The sequence below is a fragment of the Cellulomonas chengniuliangii genome (assembly GCF_024508335.1).
GTDB lineage: Bacteria > Actinomycetota > Actinomycetes > Actinomycetales > Cellulomonadaceae > Cellulomonas_A > Cellulomonas_A chengniuliangii.
The window spans coordinates 1,706,938-1,726,713 of sequence record NZ_CP101988.1 but is presented as its reverse complement, the minus strand read 5'-3'; the positions used below and the strand labels follow the sequence as shown (position 1 = coordinate 1,726,713).

Annotated in this window: 18 protein-coding genes and 1 pseudogene; 6 read left to right on the top strand and 13 right to left on the bottom strand. The window is 69.5% G+C overall.

All coding sequences use genetic code 11. The features are described 5' to 3' along the window. Nucleotides 1-211: 211 nt before the first annotated feature. Genes NP064_RS08005 through NP064_RS07985 form a run of 5 tightly spaced genes read left to right on the top strand, consistent with a single transcriptional unit; the run spans nucleotide 212 to nucleotide 6,557 of the window. Nucleotides 212-1,003 (top strand): succinate dehydrogenase cytochrome b subunit, encoded by a 792-nt coding sequence (locus tag NP064_RS08005; RefSeq protein WP_227569097.1) that lies wholly within the window; start codon nucleotides 212-214, stop codon nucleotides 1,001-1,003. Next, entirely contained in the window at nucleotides 1,000-2,985 is a 1,986-nt protein-coding gene (locus NP064_RS08000) for a fumarate reductase/succinate dehydrogenase flavoprotein subunit (protein WP_227569096.1), read from the top strand. The genes NP064_RS08005 and NP064_RS08000 overlap by 4 nt, the downstream gene beginning before the upstream one ends. Then, a complete protein-coding gene (locus NP064_RS07995) occupies nucleotides 2,982-3,731 on the top strand; it encodes a succinate dehydrogenase/fumarate reductase iron-sulfur subunit (RefSeq protein WP_227569095.1) in 750 nt (249 codons plus the stop codon). Before NP064_RS08000 ends, NP064_RS07995 begins: the two co-directional genes overlap by 4 nt. Nucleotides 3,732-3,786: 55 nt before the next feature. Then, nucleotides 3,787-5,238, top strand: a complete 1,452-nt coding sequence (gene aspA, locus NP064_RS07990; protein WP_227569094.1) for an aspartate ammonia-lyase — start codon at nucleotides 3,787-3,789, stop codon at nucleotides 5,236-5,238. Next, nucleotides 5,235-6,557, top strand: coding sequence for an anaerobic C4-dicarboxylate transporter (locus NP064_RS07985; protein ID WP_284439692.1), 1,323 nt, complete (start codon nucleotides 5,235-5,237; stop codon nucleotides 6,555-6,557). The genes aspA and NP064_RS07985 overlap by 4 nt, the downstream gene beginning before the upstream one ends. Nucleotides 6,558-6,680: 123 nt before the next feature. Here NP064_RS07985 and NP064_RS07980 read toward each other — a convergent pair. Continuing rightward, nucleotides 6,681-6,833: pseudogene (locus NP064_RS07980) on the bottom strand (bifunctional pyr operon transcriptional regulator/uracil phosphoribosyltransferase PyrR); the annotation flags it as partial. 120 nt (nucleotides 6,834-6,953) lie between these two features. Here NP064_RS07980 and NP064_RS07975 point away from each other — a divergent pair. After that, nucleotides 6,954-9,167, top strand: a complete 2,214-nt coding sequence (locus tag NP064_RS07975) for a putative bifunctional diguanylate cyclase/phosphodiesterase (RefSeq protein WP_227569093.1) — start codon at nucleotides 6,954-6,956, stop codon at nucleotides 9,165-9,167. 82 nt (nucleotides 9,168-9,249) lie between these two features. Here NP064_RS07975 and nusB read toward each other — a convergent pair whose 3' ends face one another. From nusB to NP064_RS07915, 12 genes are all read right to left on the bottom strand, one after another. Next, a complete protein-coding gene (gene nusB / locus NP064_RS07970) occupies nucleotides 9,250-9,666 on the bottom strand; it encodes a transcription antitermination factor NusB (protein ID WP_227569091.1) in 417 nt (138 codons plus the stop codon). Nucleotide 9,667: 1 nt separating this feature from the next. Next, the gene (efp, locus tag NP064_RS07965) at nucleotides 9,668-10,231 is read right to left on the bottom strand and encodes an elongation factor P (RefSeq protein ID WP_227569089.1); all 564 of its coding nucleotides are present in this window, start codon (nucleotides 10,229-10,231) and stop codon (nucleotides 9,668-9,670) included. Between the two features lie 113 nt (nucleotides 10,232-10,344). Further along, complete coding sequence (locus NP064_RS07960) at nucleotides 10,345-10,797, bottom strand: hypothetical protein (RefSeq protein WP_227569087.1); 453 nt, start codon at nucleotides 10,795-10,797, stop codon at nucleotides 10,345-10,347. 58 nt (nucleotides 10,798-10,855) lie between these two features. After that, nucleotides 10,856-11,479 carry a MarR family transcriptional regulator gene (locus NP064_RS07955; protein ID WP_227569085.1) on the bottom strand — a complete coding sequence of 208 codons (624 nt, stop codon included), beginning with the start codon at nucleotides 11,477-11,479 and terminating at the stop codon, nucleotides 10,856-10,858. Between the two features lie 87 nt (nucleotides 11,480-11,566). After that, nucleotides 11,567-12,697 carry a 3-dehydroquinate synthase gene (gene aroB / locus NP064_RS07950; protein WP_227569083.1) on the bottom strand — a complete coding sequence of 377 codons (1,131 nt, stop codon included), beginning with the start codon at nucleotides 12,695-12,697 and terminating at the stop codon, nucleotides 11,567-11,569. Further along, nucleotides 12,694-13,257, bottom strand: coding sequence for a shikimate kinase (locus tag NP064_RS07945; RefSeq protein WP_227569081.1), 564 nt, complete (start codon nucleotides 13,255-13,257; stop codon nucleotides 12,694-12,696). The genes aroB and NP064_RS07945 overlap by 4 nt, the downstream gene beginning before the upstream one ends. Next, nucleotides 13,257-14,447 carry a chorismate synthase gene (aroC, locus tag NP064_RS07940; protein ID WP_227569079.1) on the bottom strand — a complete coding sequence of 397 codons (1,191 nt, stop codon included), beginning with the start codon at nucleotides 14,445-14,447 and terminating at the stop codon, nucleotides 13,257-13,259. Before aroC ends, NP064_RS07945 begins: the two co-directional genes overlap by 1 nt. A 141-nt stretch (nucleotides 14,448-14,588) precedes the next feature. After that, the gene (locus NP064_RS07935; RefSeq protein WP_227569078.1) at nucleotides 14,589-15,368 is read right to left on the bottom strand and encodes a hypothetical protein; all 780 of its coding nucleotides are present in this window, start codon (nucleotides 15,366-15,368) and stop codon (nucleotides 14,589-14,591) included. Between the two features lies 1 nt (nucleotide 15,369). Beyond that, nucleotides 15,370-16,062, bottom strand: a complete 693-nt coding sequence (locus NP064_RS07930; protein WP_227569077.1) for a PilN domain-containing protein — start codon at nucleotides 16,060-16,062, stop codon at nucleotides 15,370-15,372. Next, a complete protein-coding gene (gene pilM / locus NP064_RS07925; RefSeq protein WP_256813840.1) occupies nucleotides 16,059-17,126 on the bottom strand; it encodes a type IV pilus assembly protein PilM in 1,068 nt (355 codons plus the stop codon). Before pilM ends, NP064_RS07930 begins: the two co-directional genes overlap by 4 nt. A gap of 100 nt (nucleotides 17,127-17,226) precedes the next feature. Then, the gene (locus NP064_RS07920) at nucleotides 17,227-18,033 is read right to left on the bottom strand and encodes a prepilin peptidase (protein WP_227569075.1); all 807 of its coding nucleotides are present in this window, start codon (nucleotides 18,031-18,033) and stop codon (nucleotides 17,227-17,229) included. Then, nucleotides 18,030-19,775, bottom strand: coding sequence for a hypothetical protein (locus NP064_RS07915; RefSeq protein ID WP_227569074.1), 1,746 nt, complete (start codon nucleotides 19,773-19,775; stop codon nucleotides 18,030-18,032). Before NP064_RS07915 ends, NP064_RS07920 begins: the two co-directional genes overlap by 4 nt. Nucleotide 19,776 lies beyond the last annotated feature (1 nt).

Below are 19,776 nucleotides of genomic sequence, written 5' to 3'. Positions count from 1 at the left end.
GAGCTGGGAGCAGGACACGCCGCGCGGACGCACGACCGAGCGGCCAGGAATGCGCCGGCAGCAGGACGTCCTTTTCTGCATTTATAGCGATATTCGGCCCTCGCATTTCACCCGGCCTCAGGCTGAAAGTCCTAATCCGATCCGGATTCCTACTCATAACTTATCAAGCACGCAGCAGACGCAGCGCCGAACGCAGCCATGAGGGAGCCCGATGCCGTCCCCAATCACCCCCGGCGCAGAGGCCGGGCCCGCCACCCTTCCAGGCTCCGACCCCGCGGCCCTGGCCACCGGCCGCGTCACGAACGCTCGCATCCGGAAGGCCCCCGCGGTCCCGTCGTGGGTGCTCAAGGTCGTGATGGCCGTGACCGGCACCATCTTCGCGCTGTTCCTTTTGGTGCACATGTTCGGCAACCTCAAGGTTTTTACCGGCGCAGAACATTTTAATGAGTATGCGCATTGGCTGCACACGATCCTGGAGCCGTTCCTCCCGTGGAATGGCGTCCTGTGGATCCTGCGGGTCGTCCTGGGCGCCTCCTTCGTGGCGCACGTCGTCGCCGCCGTCCTGCTCAAAAGACGCGCCCGCGCCTCCCGCGGGAAAGTCGCCCGTAAGCGCATGCCGCTCAAGACCTTCGCCGGACGCAACATGCTCGTCACCGGCATCGTGCTCTTCGCCTTCGTCGGGTTCCACCTGATGGATCTCACCATCGGGACCACCGGCGTCGCGCCCGAGACCTACACCGCCGGGACCACGGAGGCGTCCTTCGCCTACCAGAACCTCATCGCGAGCTTCCAGCGCCCGGCCTCCTCGGCCTTCTACATCGTCGCGTTGCTCACGCTGTTCCTGCACCTGGCCCACGGCCTGGTCACCGTCGTGCACGACCTCGGCATGACCGGCAAGCGCCTCCGCGCGGTCGCCTTCGCCGTGGGCGGGGCGATGGCCCTGGCGATCCTGCTCGGCAACATCCTCATTCCCATCGCCGTACTCACCGGGATCGTGAAATGACCACCACAGCATCCAGCGCCCCCGAGACCTACGACACGCCTGCCTCCCGGGTCCCCGGCGTCACCACCGGCGACGTCCTCGACGGCCGCGTCCCGGACGGCTCACCGGCGACCGCCTGGGCCCGCCGCAAGCTCGCCTACAAGCTCGTCAACCCGGCCAACCGCCGCAAGTTCAAGATCATCGTGGTCGGCACGGGCCTTGCCGGGTCCGGCGCCGCCGCGGCGTTGGGCGAGCTGGGCTACGACGTGCACTCCTTCACGTATCACGACGCGCCACGTCGGGCACACTCGGTCGCCGCGCAGGGCGGCATCAACGCCGCCCGTGCCCGCAAGGTCGACAACGACTCGATCGAGCGCTTCGTCACCGACACCGTCAAGGGCGGGGACTTCCGCGGCCGCGAGGTCGACGCCTTCCGCCTCGGCGAAGAGTCCGTCCGCGTGATCGACCACCTGAACGCGATCGGGGCGCCCTTCGCCCGCGAGTACGGCGGCGCGCTGGCCACCCGCTCCTTCGGCGGCGTCCAGGTCTCGCGCACCTACTACACCCGCGGCCAGACCGGCCAGCAGCTCCAGGTCGCCAGCGCCCAGGCGCTCCTGCGCCAGGTCGATGCCGGCACGGTCACCCTGCGCACCCGCCACGAGATGCTCGACCTCATCATCGACGACGGCCGCGCACGTGGCGTCATCATGCGCAACCTGCTCACCGGGGAGATCACGTCCCACACGGCCGACGCCGTCGTTCTGGCCACCGGTGGCTACGGGAACGTCTTCTACTTCTCCACCCTGGCCAAGAACTCCAACGCCTCGGCCGCGTGGCGCGCGACTCAGCGCGGGGCGCTCTTCGCTTCCCCGTCCTTCATCCAGTTCCACCCGACCGCGCTGCCGGTGAGCTCACGGTGGCAGTCCAAGACGATCCTCATGAGCGAGTCGCTGCGCAACGACGGCCGCATCTGGGTGCCGCTGGCTCCCGGCGACGAGCGCGCCCCGAACGACATTCCCGAGGGCGAGCGCGACTACTACCTCGAGCGCCGGTACCCCACCTTCGGCAACCTCACCCCCCGCGACGTCGCCTCGCGCAACGCGAGCGAACAGATCACCGCGGGGCGGGGCGTCGGGCCGCTCAAGAACAGCGTCTACCTCGACTTCCGCGACGCGATCGCCCGACTGGGCGCGGCGAAGATCGCCGAGCGCTACGGCAACCTCTTCGAGATGTATACCCACGCCACCGGCGAGGACCCGTACAAGGTGCCGATGCGCATCGCCCCCGGGGCGCACTTCACGATGGGTGGGCTGTGGTCCGACTACAACCAGATGACCTCCATCCCGGGCCTGTTCGTGGGCGGTGAGGCCGGATGGGGGTACCACGGCGCCAACCGCCTCGGTGCGAACTCGCTGCTCTCCGCGTGCGTGGACGGCTGGTTCACCCTCCCCTACTCCATCCCCAACTACCTCGCCCCGTTGCTCGGCCAGCCTCGCCTTGCCGACGACGGGCCCGCCGCACGCGAGGCCCTCGCCCGGGCGCGGAGCCGGGTCGACTCCCTGCTGGCGGTCGACGGCCAGCACGGCCCGACCTACTTCCACCGGCTGCTCGGGGACATCCTCTACGCCGGCTGCGGGGTCCATCGCACCGCCGAGACGCTGACCACGGCGATCACGGCGATCCGCGAGCTGCGGGAGCGGTTCTGGACCGAGCTGCGCGTGGCGGGGACCGGGGACCACCTCAACCAGGAGCTCGAACGGGCCGGCCGAGTCGCCGACTACCTCGAGCTCGCCGAGCTCATGTGCGTCGACGCCCTTGACCGGGAGGAGTCCTGCGGAGCGCACTTCCGCGGCGAGCACCAGGTCGACGGCGAGGCCGCCCGTGACGACGAGCTCTGGGCCTTCGTCTCCGCGTGGGAGGCGCCCGGCGACGGGACCTTCGTGCGCCACCACGAGCCGCTGAGCTTCGATGCCGTCCCGTTGCAGAAGAGGAACTACCGATGAAGCTGACCTTGGACGTGTGGCGGCAGGACAACCCGGCCGGGCCCGGCCGCCTCGAGACCTACGAGGTGCTGGACGCCACCGCAGAGATGAGTGTCGTCGAGCTCCTCGACCGCCTCAACGAGCAGCTCGTGGAGTCCGGCGCGGACCCGATCGCCTTCGAGTCCGACTGCCGCGAGGGCATCTGCGGGGCCTGCGGCGTCACTGTGGACGAGCGCCCGCACGGCGCTCAGCCGAACACCCCGTCGTGCCACCAGCGGCTCGCGAGGTACTCCGACGGGGACCGGATCCGCATCGAACCGCTGCGTTCGGCCGCCTACCCCGTCATCCGCGACCTTGTCGTGGACCGCAGCGCTCTGGACCGCGTGATCACCGCCGGCGGGCACGTCGCCATCGCCGCTGGCACCGCTCCCGATGCCGACGCCGCAGCCCTGGACTTCGCCGCGGCCGAGATGGCCCTCGACTTCGCCGCCTGCATCGGCTGCGGCGCCTGTGTGGCTGCCTGCCCCAACGGCGCCGCGCACCTGTTCGTCGGCTCCAAGCTCGCCCACCTGGCGGCGCTGCCCACGACCAAGGCGGAACGAGGCCGTCGCGCCCGAGCCATGATCACGGAGATGGAGCTCGATTTCGGTCCGTGCTCGTCCTACGGGGAATGCGCCGACGTGTGCCCCGCCGGTATTCCGCTGACAGCGATCGCCGCCGTCAACAAGGAACGGTTGCGCGCCGTGCTGCACCGCGGCAACGACTGATTACCACAGAGCGTGGGGTCATCCCATCGCCTGGGCTAGGGAAGCAGGAAATTCAATGAACACACGGATCGAAGAAGATCTGCTCGGGACCAAGGAAGTTCCCGAAGAGGCGTACTACGGCGTCCACACCGTGCGGGCTCTGGAGAACTTCCGGATCAGCCCCACCGCGATCAGCGACTCGCCGGACTTCGTCCGGGCGATGGTCATGGTGAAGAAGGCGTGCGCGCTGACCAACAAGGAGATGCGGACGCTTCCGGCGGACATCGCGGACGCCATCGTGGTGGCCTGCGACGAGGTTCTGGTCGCGGGCCGTTGCCTGGACCAGTTCCCGATCGACGCCTTCCAGGGCGGCGCAGGGACCTCGGTGAACATGAACACGAACGAGGTCATCGCGAACCTGGCGCTCGAGCACCTGGGCCTGCCCAAGGGGCGCTATGACGTCGTGAACCCGAACGACCACGTCAACAAGAGCCAGTCGACGAACGACGCGTACCCGACGGGCTTCCGCATCGCGGTGTACACCGTCGTCGAGCAACTGAAGACCGAGATCGAGAGCCTCGCCGAGTCATTCGAAGCGAAGGCGAAGGAGTTCGACTCCGTCCTGAAGATGGGGCGCACCCAGCTGCAGGACGCCGTGCCCATGACGCTCGGCCAGGAGTTCGGGGCCTTTGCGATCCTGGTCCGCGAGGAGATCCGCAACCTCACCTACCAGACGCAGCTCGTGCTCGAGGTGAACCTTGGCGCGACGGCCATCGGGACGGGGCTCAACACCCCGACCGGATATGCGCCCCGGGCAGTGGAGAACCTCGCCCTCGTCAGCGGGCTGCCCGTCGTACCGTCCGAGAACTTGATCGAGGCGACGTCGGACACCGGTGCCTACATCTCCGTGCACGCCGCTCTCAAGCGCGTGGCCGCCAAGGTCGGGATGATCTGCAACGACCTGCGTCTGCTCTCCTCGGGTCCTCGTGCCGGACTGAACGAGATCAACCTTCCGGAGATGCAGGCCGGATCCTCGATCATGCCGGCGAAGGTGAACCCGGTGATCCCCGAGGTCGTCAACCAGGTGTGCTTCAAGGTCGTCGGCAACGACATGACCGTCACCATGGCGGCCGAGGCTGGTCAGCTCCAGCTGAACGTCATGGAACCCGTGATCGCGCAGAGCATCTTCGAGTCCGTCTCGCTGCTGCGCAACGCCATCTCGGCCCTTCGCCGCCTGTGCGTGGATGGAATCACCGCCAATGCGGACGTCTGCATGAACTACGTCCTCAACTCCATTGGCATCGTGACATTCCTCAACCCGCTGATCGGGCACCACAACGGCGACCTGGTAGGTAAGGAGTGCGCCCGTTCCGGGCGCAACGTCCGCGAGGTCGTGCTCGAGATGGGTCTGCTCGATGAAGCGACCCTCGACGACGTGCTCTCTCCGGAGAATCTGATGTGCCCGCAATTCCGCGGTGCGCTGTACGGCCCCGATTCTGACAACAAGACGGTGGTGGCGGCACGATGATGATGGCACTTCAGTTCGCTGTTGTTCTAGCAGCGATCTTCTTCGGCGCAAGGATTGGCGGGATCGGCATCGGTTTCGCCGGTGGCCTCGGCGTCCTTGTGCTTGCTGCGCTCGGGGTAACCCCGGGCGCCATGCCGCTCGACGTGATCTCGATCATCATGAGCGTGATTGTGGCAATCGCCGCGATGCAGATTGCCGGCGGTATGGACTACCTGGTCGACCTGGCCGACCGGATCCTGCGCAAGAATCCCAAGCACCTGACCTTCCTCGCGCCGATCATCACCTTCCTGATGACGATGATGGCGGGCACCGGTCACACAGCGTTCTCCACCATGCCTGTCATCACCGAGGTCGCGAAGGAGAACAACATCCGGCCGAGCCGGCCGTTGTCGATCGCCGTCGTCGCCTCGCAGATCGCGATCACCGCGTCACCGATCTCCGCCGCGGTGGTCTTCATGGCGTCGCTCCTTGAGAGCGAGGGCACCGGGGTCGACTACATCCAGCTGCTAGCCGTCGCGATCCCGTCCACCTTCCTCGCGGTGATGTGCACGGCCGCGATCATGATCGCGTTCGACAAGATTCGGGGCAACTCGGCGCTGGACACGCACCCCGAGTACCAGCGCCGGATGGCGGCCGGTACGGTCACCGTCGCGGCCAAGGAACAGCGTGTGCTGAAGCCGGGCGCCAAGCGTTCGGTGCTGATCTTCCTCATCGGTCTCGTGGCGGTCATGACCTACGCCACCCTGATCTCGGACAAGGTCGGCCTCATCGCCGAGCCCGTCATGCCGCGCGACGCAGCCATCATTTCGATCATGCTCAGCATCGCGGCCATCATCGTCCTGGTGTGCAAGGTCCCGACCGCCGACATCCTCGGCGCCTCGACCTTCAAGTCCGGCATGAGCGCCGCCATCTGCGTGCTGGGTGTCGCCTGGCTCGGGACGACCTTCGTCCACGCGCACGAGGAGGCCATCATGGCGTCCGCGTCCGACCTCCTGAACGGCTTCCCGTGGATGCTCGCGGTGGTCCTGGCGCTCGCCTCCGCACTGCTCTACTCGCAGGCGGCCACCACCAAGGCCCTCATGCCGACCGCGCTCCTCATCGGAGTTGGACCAGCCGCAGCGGTCGCTGCGTTCCCCGCGGTGTCTGCGCTGTTCATCCTCCCGACCTACCCGACGCTGCTCGCGGCGGTCGAGATGGACGACACGGGCACGACGCAGATCGGCAAGTACGTCTTCAACCACCCGTTCCTGGTGCCGGGAGTCATCAACATCGCCCTCGCGGTGGGGTTCGGCTTCCTGTTCAGCTCGTTCTTGATCTGAGGACGATCGGGTCAGTACCTCTTCGCCCCTGAAGGGCAGCGTCCGGGAATCCCCGGGCGCTGCCCTTCAGGGCATCCGGGCGCGTACCCCGGGGCATGCGACCCCGAGGGCCACCCGTTCGGCCGCCTCACGGGCCGGCTCGACCTCGGCGAGCTTCTGGGCGAACCGCTGCGCGAGCGACTGCCCCCGCGTCGGGATGCCCAGCAGGACTAGGTCCGCGCCGCCCTTGTTGCGCTCGAGGATCTCGCGGGCGATGCGGGTCAGCGCGCGGCCGATCTCCGCTCCACCGAGGACGACGGTCGCGTCCGTGCTCGGGGCACGGCGGTGGCGTGGTTGTGCACCTCATCACCCGGTTGCGGGCTCAACGCCACGGGGTCTCTGGCCGATGGAGCCTCTATGGGGATCTCAGCGCCGACGTGGGCGGCGCTCGTCCAGTTCTCCGCCGCCGGGCTGGTGGGCGGCTTCTGCGTGCTGCACTGGGTGTGGTGGCGCGGACAGCTCCGCCGCGCCGGCGCCGCGTGGACGCTGGTCTGGTCGGCGGCCCTGGCCCTGCTGTTCCTCGCCAACGGCCTGCTCGCGGTGCTGCCAGCCGGCGAGGTCCTGCCCTTCGTGCGCGCCCAGCTGCTCGCCGCGGCCGTGGTCCTGGCCCTGCCGGCCACCCGCGCGTACGCGTCGGGGCCTCCCGTCCGCCACTACGTCATCGCGGCATGTGTGCTCTACGCCCTCCGGGCCGGCCTGTGGGTGTCGACGGATCTCGTGGTGACCCACGACGGCGCCTCCCCCGTCCCCGGGCCGCTCGACACGGTGACATTCCTCGTCCCCGTGACCCTGGTCGGCGTCTATGTCGTCGTGGCCGTCGGCAAGGCGCGACTCACCCCGGTTGGCGCCGCCCTGCTGGCCGTCTCGTCCTTGTCCACCGCGGTGCTGGTGCTCTCCTTCCTCGTGACCGACCCGTCGCTGCGCGAGACGCTCACCAGCACCTGGGCGATCCCGCTCTGCATCGGCCTCGAGGCGCTCGCGCTGCACCGGCTGCGACGAGCGCAATGGGAGGCCGACCGGCAGAACAGCATGCGCGACGCGGTGGCCCGCATCTCCAACGCCGCCTGGTTCCTCAAAGACCCCGAGGCGCTCCTGCTGCGGGCCCGCGAGGAGGCGCGCCAGGTCCTCGGCGACCCCACCATCGAGGGCTCGTTGCGCAACCTCCCGCGCGGCCGGTTCGTCACCGAGCTCTTCCCCGACGAGGGACGCTCCCTCGACGCCCGTGAGCGCGCGTTCCTGATGGACCTCGCCCAGATCGTCTCGGCCCACGCCGAGCGCACCGAGCTGGCCCACCAGCTCGCGCGCGCCGCGTTCACCGACTCGCTCACGGCCCTGCCGAACCGGCACGCGCTGGACGAGCACCTCGCGGGCGCCCTGGACCAGGCCGAGGTCGAGCGCACCCGCGTCGCGGTCGTGTACTGCGACCTCGACCACTTCAAGCAGGCGAACGACCACCACGGACACGCCTGGGGCGACGCGCTCCTCGTCCAGGTGGCCGACCACCTGCGCTCGCAGGTGCCCGCGGGCTCCAACGTGGCCCGGCTCGGCGGGGACGAGTTCGTGGCGGTCATCTCTCGGGCGCCGTCGGACGACGCGCTGCGCGAGCTCGGTCTCCGCCTGCGCAACGGGTTCACCGGGCCAGGCGCGACCACCAACGCCCCGAGGCTGACCGTCGGCATCGCCGCGTGGGAGCCCGGCGAGCCCCGTGACGCCGAGGCGCTGCTGCGGCACGCCGACACCGCCATGCTCGAGGCGAAGCGGACCCGCGTGGGTGTGCTCCTGTTCGACCGCCCGCTCCGCCGCCGCGTCCAGTCGGAGACCCGGCTGCGCCGCGCGCTCGACGCCGGCATCGCCGACAAGGAGTTCGCCACCCACTTCCAGCCCATCGTCGACGCGCGCACGCTCGAGGTGGTGGAGCTCGAGGCACTCGCCCGGTGGTCGCACCGGGGCACGATGCTGCAGCCCGCCGAGTGGCTCCCACTCGCCGAGGAGTCGGGGCTCATCATCCCCATCGGGGAGGCGCTCATGGCGAGCGCCCGGTCGGGGTACGACCGCTTCCAGCTGCCCATCGCCGTCAACGTCGCGGCCCGGCAGATCTCCGAGCCTGACTTCCTCGCACAGGTCGGCCGGGCGTGGGGCGACAGCGACTGGGTGCGCCTGACGATCGAGGTCACCGAGAGCGCCCTGCTGGCCGACGACGCCGCCGCGACCCTCAAGCTGGAGGCGCTGCGGGAGCGCGGCGTCCGGATCGCCCTCGACGACTTCGGCACCGGCTACAGCTCGCTGTCACGCCTGGCGACCCTGCCCGTGGACATCCTCAAGATCGACCAGTCGTTCGTCCGTGAGATCGGCACCCAGCGGGGCCTCGCGGTGCTGCGGGCGATCGTCGGCCTCGCCGAGGCGCACGAGCTCGAGGTGATCGCCGAGGGCGTGGAGCAGGCCTCCCAGCTCACTGCCCTCGTCGAGCTGGGCGTCTCCCGGGTGCAGGGCAACCTCCTCGGCCGCGCCGCGCCGGGGCTGCCCGTGCGAGGTCCGCGGCCGCGCCGCCACGGGGCCCTCGGCGCCCATTGAGGCTGGCGACCCCCAAAACGCGAGGAGAGCCCCGGAGCCGATCGGCTCCGGGGCTCTCCTCGTCAGGCTCGCGCGTCGCGCGTCAGGCCAGCAGGGTCGGCTTCAGGTCGACGATGCGGCCCAGCAGCCCGTTGATGAACGTCGGCGAGTCGTCGGTCGACAGGGACCGGGCCAGCTCGACCGCCTCGTCCACGGCGACGGCGTCAGGGACGTCGTCGTTGTAGAGCACCTCCCAGATGCCCAGCCGGACCAGCGCGCGGTCCACGGCGGGCATCCGGTCGATCGTCCAGCCGTGCGCGTGCGTCGAGATCAGCTCGTCGATGCGCGCCCGGTGGGCGGCGACTCCCTCGACCAGGTCCACCGAGTACTGCGGGAGGGCTGCCTCAGTGCCCGGCTCCGCGATCCGCTGCGCGAGGAGCGTCACCGGGTCGATACGGCGCTGCTCGGCCTCGAAGAGGACGTCGATCGCCCGCTTGCGGGCTTTGGTGCGGGCGCCCATGTCAGTCGTTCACGCGGCCGAGGTAGCTCCCGTCGCGGGTGTCCACCTTGACCCTGGTGCCGGCCTCGAGGAACAGCGGGACCTGGATCTCGTAGCCGGTCTGCACCGTCGCGGGCTTCGTGCCGCCGGTGGAGCGGTCGCCCTGCAGGCCGGGCTCGGTGTAGGTGATCTCCAGGACCACGGACGGGGGCAGCTCGACGTACAGCGGGACGCCCTCGTTCGTGGCGACCATGGCGTTCTGGTTCTCGAGCAGGAAGTTCGCGGCGTCGCCGACGACTGCCTCCGACACGGGCATCTGGTCGAACGTGTCGGTGTCCATGAAGACGAAGTCCGAGCCGTCCTTGTACAGGTACTGCATGTCGCGCTTGTCGACGTTCGCCGTCTCGACCTTCAGGCCGGCGTTGAACGTCTTGTCGACGACCTTGCCCGAGAGCACGTTCTTCAGCTTGGTGCGGACGAACGCCCCACCCTTGCCGGGCTTCACGTGCTGGAACTCGACGACAGTCCAGAGCTGCCCGTCGATCTTCAGCACGGTGCCGTTCTTGAGGTCGTTGGTGGTGGCCACGAGAGCTGCTTCCTGTCGAGTTGAGAATGTGCGAGTCGTCGCCGCGCTCACCTGCCTTGCAGGAGGGGGCGACCAGACCGCCGACCATCGTACAGCCCGCGGCGCCCGCTCCCTCAGCCCAGCAGCAGAGAGCGTCCCGCGATGCCGATGAGCGCGGCCCAGATCATGGACGTCAGCGTCCCGATGACGAACCGCTCCGAGGCGCCGGGGTTCTCCCGCAGCTCGGGATACCTGCCCAGGCCCTTCACCGCCACGACGATCGCGATGCCGCTCGACTCCCCCACCAGCAGGCACCCCGTCACAGCCACGCGCTCGAGGATCCCGATCCACGTGCCGCCGCGCAGCACGGCCCGGGCCCGGTCCCCATCGGGACCGTCCGACAGCGCGGTGGAGCGCGGGCCCGCCCCCTCGGCGACCGCGTGCGGCTCCGGCGTGTCGGCGCCCGGTGATCCCGCGTCGGAGGACCGCCCGGCCAGGTGCAGCACCGCGCCGGTCAGCACCCATCCGCCCGCTGCGCTCACCGCCAGCATGAGGACGACGGTCAGCAGCACGAGCACGGGGTGCACAGGGTCTCCTTCGGTGCGGGCAGGCGGGACGAGTGTGGCGGAGCCGCGGGCGCGGCGCCTAGCCGTCGACAGCCGCCGCGGCGAGCAACCGCGCGGCGACGGGCCGAGCGGCCTGCTCCTCGGCCCAGAGCGCCGTGCGCAGGCGCTGGCTGACGGCCTGCTGCGAGACGCCGATCCGGCGGGCGATCTCGTCCTGCCGGGTCTCGCCGGAGCGCTCGACGGCGTCCACGACCTCCCATCCGGCCGGCGTGCGACGTTGCAGGGTGGCCCCGAGCAGCACGAGCACGGCCTCTGCCTCGCGGGCCCGCGCCTCGTGGTGCCCGTGCACGACCAGCGGCACCACCCTCAGCCGGCTCTTGGCCTGCTCGACGGCGTCGCGCGCGAGGATGAACGCAGGCCCAGAACCGGCTCGGGACGACGCGGGCAGCGGCTCGTCCACCGGGCCCGCGCCGATGCCGACGCTCCACCCCTTCAGACGCAGGACGGCGAGGGTGACATCCACGGCGAGTGCGGGGTCGACGAGGACGCACTGGACCTCGTCGCCGACCGTCCGCTCGAACGGCGCGGCGACGCCCGCCGAGCCTCGATACAGGTCGCCCCGCGCCCGGAGCGTGGCGAGGAGCTCGTCGACGCGGTCACCCACCCGGCGACTGCCCTGCTGGTCGATCGTCACGACGAACATCACACAAGGCTAGATGCTTGTGAAGACCATTACAAGGTCTAGAACTTGTTGATTCTCAGCCACGTCGACGGTGGTGACGGCGGGCCGTCACAACGAGATGGCGGTGCTCGGCGGCGCGGCGCCCTCGCCGACCTCGGCGTAGGCGGCGGCCAGCAGCAGGGGGTCTGGGCCCTCCAACCGGCTCGGACGGCCGATCCCATCGAGCACCACGAAGCGCAGCACGTCGCCACGGGTCTTCTTGTCGCGGCGCATGGCCGTCAGCAGCTGCTCCCAGCGGTCGCCGCGGTACGAGACCGGAAGCCCCACCGAGGTGAGGATCGCGCGATGACGGTCGACGTCGGCGTCGTCGAGACGACCAGCCAAGCGCGCGATCTCTGCCGCGAACACCATGCCCACCGAGACTGCCGCCCCGTGCCGCCACGAGTACCGCTCGACCTGCTCGATCGCGTGGCCGAACGTGTGGCCGTAGTTGAGGAACTCACGGTCGCCGTGCTCGCGCAGGTCGGCGCCGACCACTCGTGCCTTCACCGCGATGGCGCGCTCCACGAGCTCGAGCAGCACGGGCGACTGCGCGGCGCGCACCGGGTCGCTGACCAGCTCGGGGTCGTCCTCGACCAGCTCCAGGATCCGCGGATCGGCGATGAACCCGGCCTTGATGACCTCGGCGAGGCCGGCGATGTAGTCGTAGCGCGGCATGGTCTCGAGCGCCGCGAGGTCGCACAGCACCCCTGCGGGCGGGAAGAACGTGCCCACGAGGTTCTTGCCCTCGGCCGTGTTGATGCCCGTCTTGCCCCCGACCGCCGCGTCGACCATCCCGAGCAGGGTCGTGGCGACATGGACCACCTTGACGCCCCGCAACCAGGTCGACGCCACGAAGCCCGCCAGGTCGGTCGTGGCGCCACCGCCCAACGAGACGATCGCGTCGGAGCGCGTGAAGTCGGCCTGGCCGAGCACCTGCCAGCAGAACGCGGCGACCTGGGCCGTCTTCGCGGCCTCGGCGTCCGGAACCTCCGCCAGGATCGCCTCGAAGCCGCTGTCCAGCAGGTCCTGGCGCATCGCCTCCGCGGAGGTGGCGAGCGCGGTCGGGTGGATCACCAGGACCCGCTTGACGCCCCCGCCGAGGAGCCGGGGCAGCTCGCCGAGGAGATGCCGGCCGATCACGACGTCGTACGGCTGCTCCCCGTCGACGCGGACCACCCGGGTGCCCTGCTCGCTCATGTGCCGCTCCCCTCGTCTACTGCGCTGCCGCCTGCGGTATGGCGCGTGACTGCGTCGTGGATCAGGTCGGCGACCTCCGCCGCCGATCGCCCGTCTGTCGAGACCCGAAGGCCGGACACGCGCTCGTACACGGGCCGCCGCGCCTCCATGAGCGACTGCCACTGCGCGCGGGGATTCCCCAGGAGCAACGGTCGCGAGATGTTGAAGCCGACACGCGGGGCGGCATGGGCGAGGCTGACGTCGAGGAACACGACGAGGCCACCCGCGGCGGAGTACGCAGCCAACTGCTCTTCGATGCCCGGGTCGAGCACCGCGCCGCCCCCCAGGGCCACTACCCCGTCGTGCTCGTCGAGCGCCGCCTCAGCGGCAGACTTCTCGAGCTCCCGGAAGCGCTCCTCGCCCTCCTCGACGAAGATCTCGCCGATCCGCCTGCCCGCTGCCGCCTCGACATCCGCGTCGGTCTCGCGTGCCGTGACTCCGCGAAGCGCCGCCAGCGCGGTCGCCACGGTCGACTTGCCCGAGCCTGGTGGACCGACGAGCACGACCAACGGACGGGGCATCAGCGCTGCAGCTCGGGGATCGCCGCGAGGTATCCCTCGAGGTTCCGGCGGACCTCGTCGAGCGAGTCACCGCCGGTCTTCTCCAGCAGCGCGTCCGCCAGCACCAGGGCGACCATCGCCTCGGCGACCACCGCAGCCGGGGGCACCGCGCACACGTCCGAGCGCTGGTGCTGGGCCTTGGCAGGGTCGCCCGAGGCCGTGTCCACCGTGTCGAGCGCGCGCGGAACCGTGGAGATCGGCTTCATCGCCGCGCGGACGCGCAGGATCTCGCCGTTCGTCATGCCGCCCTCGATGCCGCCCGCGCGGTTCGACCGGCGGATGATCTTCCCGGAGCTGTCCCGCTCCATCTCGTCGTGCGCCTGGGAGCCGCGACGGGTGGCGGTGCGGAAGCCGTCCCCCACCTCGACGCCCTTGATCGCCTGGATGCCCATCAGGGCCCCTGCGAGGCGTGCGTCCAGGCGCCGGTCCCCGTGCACGTACGAGCCGAGCCCCGAGGGCACAGAGTAGGCCAGCACCTCGACCACGCCGCCCAGGGTGTCGCCGTCCTTGTGGCACTCGTCGATCTCGGCGACCATCGCCGCGGACGTGGCCGGGTCGAAGCAGCGCACCGGATCGGCGTCGAGCGCGGCCGCGTCGTCAGGCGTCGGGAGCGCGGCGTCGTCGGGAGCCGCGACCGGGCCGATGCCCACCACGTGCGAGACGAGCCGGATGCCGGCCGCCTGCTCGAGGAACTTCGCCGCCAATGTGCCGAGGGCGACGCGCGTGGCGGTCTCCCGCGCGGACGCCCGTTCGAGAACCGGACGGGCGTCGTCGAACGCGTACTTGCGCATGCCGACCAGGTCCGCGTGGCCGGGCCGCGGCCGCGTCAGCGGGGCGTTGCGCGCGCGGTTCAGCAGCTCGGGATCCGCGACCGGGTCGGAGGACATCACGTCGACCCACTTGGGCCACTCGGTGTTGCCGATCTCCACGGTGATCGGGCCGCCCTGCGTCAGCCCCAGCCGGACCCCCGCGAGGACCCGCACCTCGTCTTGCTCGAACTTCATCCTGGCGCCGCGGCCATAGCCGAGCCGGCGGCGGGCGAGCGCCGCCTGGATGTCCGAGCTCTGCACCTCGACACCGGCCGGAAGGCCTTCGAGGATGCCGACGAGGGCCTGGCCATGCGACTCACCTGAGGTCAACCAACGGAGCATGCAGGCATCTTTCCACGAGGGGGAACCGGCCCGTTCCGAGGTCCGTCGAATGGACCGCGGGATGGCCTTCCGACAGGAACGCCGCGTGGGGTGTGCCCGACCTCAAGTTGGGCACACCCCACGCGGCGTTGACAGCGCTACTCAGGCCCCCGTCATCGGGTTGCCCTCCAACGCGCCCGAGGGCAGTGGCGCTGCCGGGGCGTCCTCGCCGTCCTGCGCAGTGACCACCGGGCCCTTCAGCACGTAGAGGTAGCCGGAGACCGTCAGCTCGAGGTCGCCCTTGGCGGTCGCGGGCCGCCCCTCACCGGCTTCCTCCTCATCGGTCCCCTTGCCGGTGAAGGAGGTCACCATGAAGAGACGCTGGTCGCCGCCCTGCAGCGCGGCGAGCATGCGGGTGACGTTGAAGACGTTGCCCAGGAGCGTGATGTCGACCGGGACCGCGACGAAGCCGTCGATGGACGGGGCGGCGGCTGGAGCCGCCGTCTCTGCTGCCGAATCCGTCGATCCGTCCGACTCAGCATCTCCCTCACCCTCGGCCGGCGCAGCCGCCGCAGGCGCTACTGGCTCGCCAGGGGCGAAGTTGATCGGGACGGCCGCCGCGACACTCACCACGAAGGCGCCGGTGGCCTCAGCGTGCGCCCCCACCTGTCGCAGGAAGGCGTCGAGCTCGGCGGAGGCCGGGATCTGCGCCTCGATCGCCGCCACCTCGCCGCGGTAGGCGTCGAGGTTCTTGTGCTGTTCCTTCAACCTCACGAGCTCGCGCTCGAGAGCCTCATTGCGGGCGGTCACGTCGAGAGCCTCGGCTTGCGTGTCAGACGCCGTGGTCAGAGCTGGGGAGATCGCCAGCGACCAGCCGCCGAATCCGAGCAGCACCGCGACAACCGTGGCGCCTCCCACCCAGGTCGAGGTCTTGGCCTCCATCTCACTCCTCGCCTTCGACGAACCGGTGCTCGAACGCTGATGCGTCGACCTGCACGCTCGACTGGATCACGTAGTACACGCCGTCCTCGTCGTCTTCCGCGGTCTCGACCGCCGACACCCACGCGTGGGAGAAGCCGGGGATCGAGTTCAACTTCTCGAGCCAGTCACCGGCCTTGGGGACCGTCAGGCTGCGCCCCGTGAACTTCAGGGTCATCACCGACGGGTCCTGCAGCGGGTCGACAACTTCAGGGGCGGCCTGCATGGGTGTCACTCCAGAGGCCTCGATCGAGGAGATCCACACCTCTTGCGGCATCACGACGAAGATCGCGTCGAAGTACGGGGTCCAGAGGATCTCGGTGGAGAATCCAACCTCGCGGGCGTTCTCAAGAGCGCGCAACCTGTTGAGGACGACGGGGACCTCGGCGTACTCCTGCTTGCGCTCCGTGAGGGTGGCGAACACGTCCTGGGCTTCCGCCAGCTCGTCCTCGGCTGCGAGCACCCGCAGGGAGGCGACGCCGTATCCGACGGCCACGAGGACCAGGACCCCGGCCAGGCCCATGACCAGCAAGCGCTTGACGCGATACAACGCACGGGCAGCGCGGATCTCGGGCGGGAGCAGGTTGACCTGAGGGAGTCCTCCGACCGTCGGGCTGGGCCCTCCACGTCGGGACGAGCGGTCAAGGAGCGAGGTCATGAGGCAACTCCAAAAGCGAGGCCGAGCGGGATCGCCAGCTCGTGCTGGTGCTCCACGAGGTGGGCGGGAACCGGGGCGCCGCGCCCAAGGCGCAAGGTGTCCAAAGGCTGGCCCATGCTCGCGGGGATCCGGCTCGCGCTGGAGAGGTACTGGCCGAGCCCTGGCAGTTGGCTTCCACCACCGGTGAGCACGATGTGCTCGACGGCGGCGCCGGGGTGCGAGCCTGCGTAGTACACGAAGGTGTTCCGAATGGCCTCGATCAGCGACGTCGCGACCTCGCCGACCGCCTGCGCCGCAGCCTGTGCCTCTGGCGGGACGGTGAATCCGACGCCGATCTGCCGTTTGGCGTTCTCAGCGTCGGCCGTGGTGAGTCCCAGGGTGGAGGCGACGACATCAGTCACGTTCTGACCGCCCGACGGGATCAGTCGGACCATCCGCGGCACACCCTGCGCGACGATCGCCAATGTGGTCATTCGAGCACCGATGTCGATCACGGCGATGGTCCGCTGGGCCAGCTCGCCTCGTGCCATGACGCGGCTGAGCGCGAAGGCCGTCAGGTCGACCATCATCGGCTTCAGGCCTGCCGCCTCGGCGGCCGCCGTGTTGGCGAGAACGGTCTCCTTCGTGGCGGCGACCAGCAGGCCTTGCATGAGGGCCCCGTGCTCACCGACCGAGCTTCCGGTGGGCACGTAGTCCAGCAACGCGTCGTCGACCGCCACCGGGAGCAGGTCCTGCACCTGGTAAGGCAACGAGGCGCGCGCCTCGTTGAGCGGCATCGCCGGCAGCTCGAGGTCGCGGACGATCACGCGCTGATTGCCGACGCCGAGCACGACCTCTTTGTGGCTGAACTTGGCCTGCGCCCACAGCTGCCGCAGCGCGGAGGACACGGTCGACAGTTCCGCGACTTCGCCGTCCTTGACCGCTCCCGGGGGAAGCGGAACCTCGCCGACACGAAGCACGGTCGGTTGTGCGGTGCGCGATGGCCCCCCGCTGCCGAACTCGAGCTCGGCCGCCCGCACCCGCGTGGTGCCGATATCGAGTCCGATGACTCGCGATGTGGCCACGTTCACGTCCCTTTCCTTGTTCGTGCAGCTCTCAGAGAACTATCGGGAGTGCCTCACGTGACCTTGAGCCAGCGGGGCGGGCGGACCTGCCGAATTCGCCTCAGGCGAGGCCGGCGGCGCGCAGATAGGCGTCCCAGAGTTGCTCACCCCACGCAATTCCGACGCCGGCGCCCAGCAGCATCCACGGCCCGAAGGGGATTCCCGATTTGCGCCCGGCACGTCGCAGCACAAGCAGCGCGAGGGCGAACACACCGCCCACGAGGAAGGCCGAGAATGCCCCCACCACGAGCGGCCCCCAGCCGACCCAACCGAGCAGCATGCCCAGCACCCCAGCGAGCTTCACGTCGCCGAAGCCCATCCCCGACGGGTAGGCGAACCACATCACCGCGTAGGCGAGCCACAGTGCCGCCCCCGCCACACCTGCCCGGAGCAACGCACCCCAGTCACCGTCGGGCGCGCTGGCCACCAGCAGCAGGATGGGGGCCACGGCGTACGACGGAAGGACGATGGTGTTCGGCAGCCGGTGGGTGTCGATGTCGATGAGGGCGAGCGCCACAGCGATCGAGGCGAGGTAGAGGTACGCCGGAAGCGCCCAGGGCTGCTCCAAGAACCGGGCGCCGACAAGGATGAAGAGAGCGGCAGTCAGCACCTCGACGACGAGGTACCGCGCGGCGACCGCCCCGCCGCAGTCCCGGCACTTCCCGCGCAACAGCAGCCACGAGAGCACCGGGATGTTGTCACGGCGCCGGATCGCCGACCCGCACCTCGGGCACGCGCTCGGAGGGTTGACCACCGACTCGCCACGTGGGACTCGCCAGACGACCACGTTGAGGAACGAGCCGATGGCGAGGCCGAGCACTCCCAGCAGCGCCAGGAGGCCGATGGCCTCCGGGGTCTGGAGGCTCATCGATAGGTGCCGTCGCTGTCCATCACAGGACTGACCTCGACCCACACGTTGACGCCGTAGGTCGTGGTGACGGGCGACAGGAACTTCGGAGGCGCCGTGTAGCGGAACCGGTTGTCGTAGTTGTAGTCCTTCTTGTACCCGTGGCTCCCGCTGCGCACGATGCCACGGAACTTCTGCGCGATCGCCCCATTCACGGTGAGGGTCCCCCGGTCACCGCCCGTGTCGTAGTTCTGCACCTGGAAGGTGTGCGCCACCGAGAGAATCGCCGCGTCGATTCGACGGTTCGAGCCGCTCAGGAGCTTGGTGGAGTTCTTCACCGGGTTCCACACCCACACTGCGTTGTTGCCGATCAGGCCCAGAATGTCGCGGCTGGAGTCGCCGTACTTCACGTCGTCCGTCACGTAGATGTAGTTCTCGGCCGCAACGGTCACCCGGCCCTTGAGCGTGCCCTGCACGAAGACATCGCCGTTCTTGAAGCCATAGGCGGGCCTCGTCGATGTCGCACCCTTCGGCGTCGTCTCCTGCGACATCGGATATCCCAGGCCGTTGCTCCCGTTGGCCCCGCTTGACACGCTGAGCCCGGAAGGCGTGCCAGACCGATAATTCGGGTCGGTGGTGCTCGTCGGCACGTTCTGCACGAAGATGACGTTGTTCTCGGGGACCGTCAGGGTCTGTCCGCCGGCGCTACCGAGTTGGTTGGCCCCGGTGCCGGGCGTGCCGCAGTCCGGGTTGAGCGAGCCGTCGCTGGGGCCGGGGGTGTCATTCTTCACGTTCGTGAACTTCGTCCATGGCGACCGGACCGTCATGGTCCCGTTGCTGTTGAACTTGATGGTCGTCGGACCGGTGTACAGGCAGCCCGGGCGGGGGACGTCGCCGGGACGGTCCGAGCGCACCTCGCGCTTGATCTGCGAGTTGGTCGGCGGCATCGCGATGACCGGGCTGTACGCCGGGTACCCAGTCAGCAGCGACTGCCCACTGCAGCCCGATCCGTTCGAGTCCTGCTTCAGGTACTTCAGGCCCGCCGGAGGGTTGTAGGAAGTGGTCACGGGACCCTGGAAGGTGGCCTGGCAGATGCGAAGCGTGTCGTTGGAGTGCAGCGGGCCCTTGATGGTGTCACCGCTTCCGAACGCGATCTCGGAGCACCCAGAGGTCGGGCGCCCCGCCCACCCGTACTTCACGCACGTGCTGACGCTCGCGCCACTGATCTCCGGGTCCTGGATCTCGTAGTCGGTGAAGTAGAGGAAGTCGATGAACCCCTGCTGCTTGAGGTCCGCGACGATCGTCCGCGTCTCCCCGCCCGCCATGCCAGTCGACCGCAGCCGGAGCGTCCCGTCGGCGTAGTACTTCGAGTTGTCGACCTCGTACCGGAAGCTCGCCTTGCCGTTGCTGCCGGCGACATCGGCCCATGTCCCCCCCGCGCCGACACCGAAGGCCGGGTTCGTGGAGGCTCCGGTGGGAAGCGTCACGTCGGAAGCGGGCTCGAAGGTGGCCGCCGGGTTCCCGTACTGGAAATAGGTCGTGTCGTTCGCGAGCCGGCTCTGGTACTCCTCGATGCCGGCGTACGCCGCCGCCAAAGCGCTGTTCCAATCCTGCGTGCTGCGGGCTGACCTGTGCGACCCGACCGAGAATGCGATCGCCGCGACCATGAAGATGGCGAGAATGGCTGAGATGCCGATCACCATGATCATCGCGAGACCGGACTCCGGCTCCTGGGCGCGAGCACGACGTATGCGACTGATCATT

Coding starts and splice junctions, on each gene's coding strand:
- NP064_RS08005 (WP_227569097.1), top strand. CDS start 212: ATGCCGTCCCCAATCACCCCCGGCGCAGAGGCCGGGCCCGCCACCCTT.
- NP064_RS08000 (WP_227569096.1), top strand. CDS start 1,000: ATGACCACCACAGCATCCAGCGCCCCCGAGACCTACGACACGCCTGCC.
- NP064_RS07995 (WP_227569095.1), top strand. CDS start 2,982: ATGAAGCTGACCTTGGACGTGTGGCGGCAGGACAACCCGGCCGGGCCC.
- aspA (WP_227569094.1), top strand. CDS start 3,787: ATGAACACACGGATCGAAGAAGATCTGCTCGGGACCAAGGAAGTTCCC.
- NP064_RS07985 (WP_284439692.1), top strand. CDS start 5,235: ATGATGATGGCACTTCAGTTCGCTGTTGTTCTAGCAGCGATCTTCTTC.
- NP064_RS07975 (WP_227569093.1), top strand. CDS start 6,954: ATGGGGATCTCAGCGCCGACGTGGGCGGCGCTCGTCCAGTTCTCCGCC.
- nusB (WP_227569091.1), bottom strand. CDS start 9,666: ATGGGCGCCCGCACCAAAGCCCGCAAGCGGGCGATCGACGTCCTCTTC.
- NP064_RS07955 (WP_227569085.1), bottom strand. CDS start 11,479: ATGTTCGTCGTGACGATCGACCAGCAGGGCAGTCGCCGGGTGGGTGAC.
- aroB (WP_227569083.1), bottom strand. CDS start 12,697: ATGAGCGAGCAGGGCACCCGGGTGGTCCGCGTCGACGGGGAGCAGCCG.
- NP064_RS07945 (WP_227569081.1), bottom strand. CDS start 13,257: ATGCCCCGTCCGTTGGTCGTGCTCGTCGGTCCACCAGGCTCGGGCAAG.
- aroC (WP_227569079.1), bottom strand. CDS start 14,447: ATGCTCCGTTGGTTGACCTCAGGTGAGTCGCATGGCCAGGCCCTCGTC.
- NP064_RS07935 (WP_227569078.1), bottom strand. CDS start 15,368: ATGGAGGCCAAGACCTCGACCTGGGTGGGAGGCGCCACGGTTGTCGCG.
- NP064_RS07930 (WP_227569077.1), bottom strand. CDS start 16,062: ATGACCTCGCTCCTTGACCGCTCGTCCCGACGTGGAGGGCCCAGCCCG.
- NP064_RS07920 (WP_227569075.1), bottom strand. CDS start 18,033: ATGAGCCTCCAGACCCCGGAGGCCATCGGCCTCCTGGCGCTGCTGGGA.
- NP064_RS07915 (WP_227569074.1), bottom strand. CDS start 19,775: ATGATCAGTCGCATACGTCGTGCTCGCGCCCAGGAGCCGGAGTCCGGT.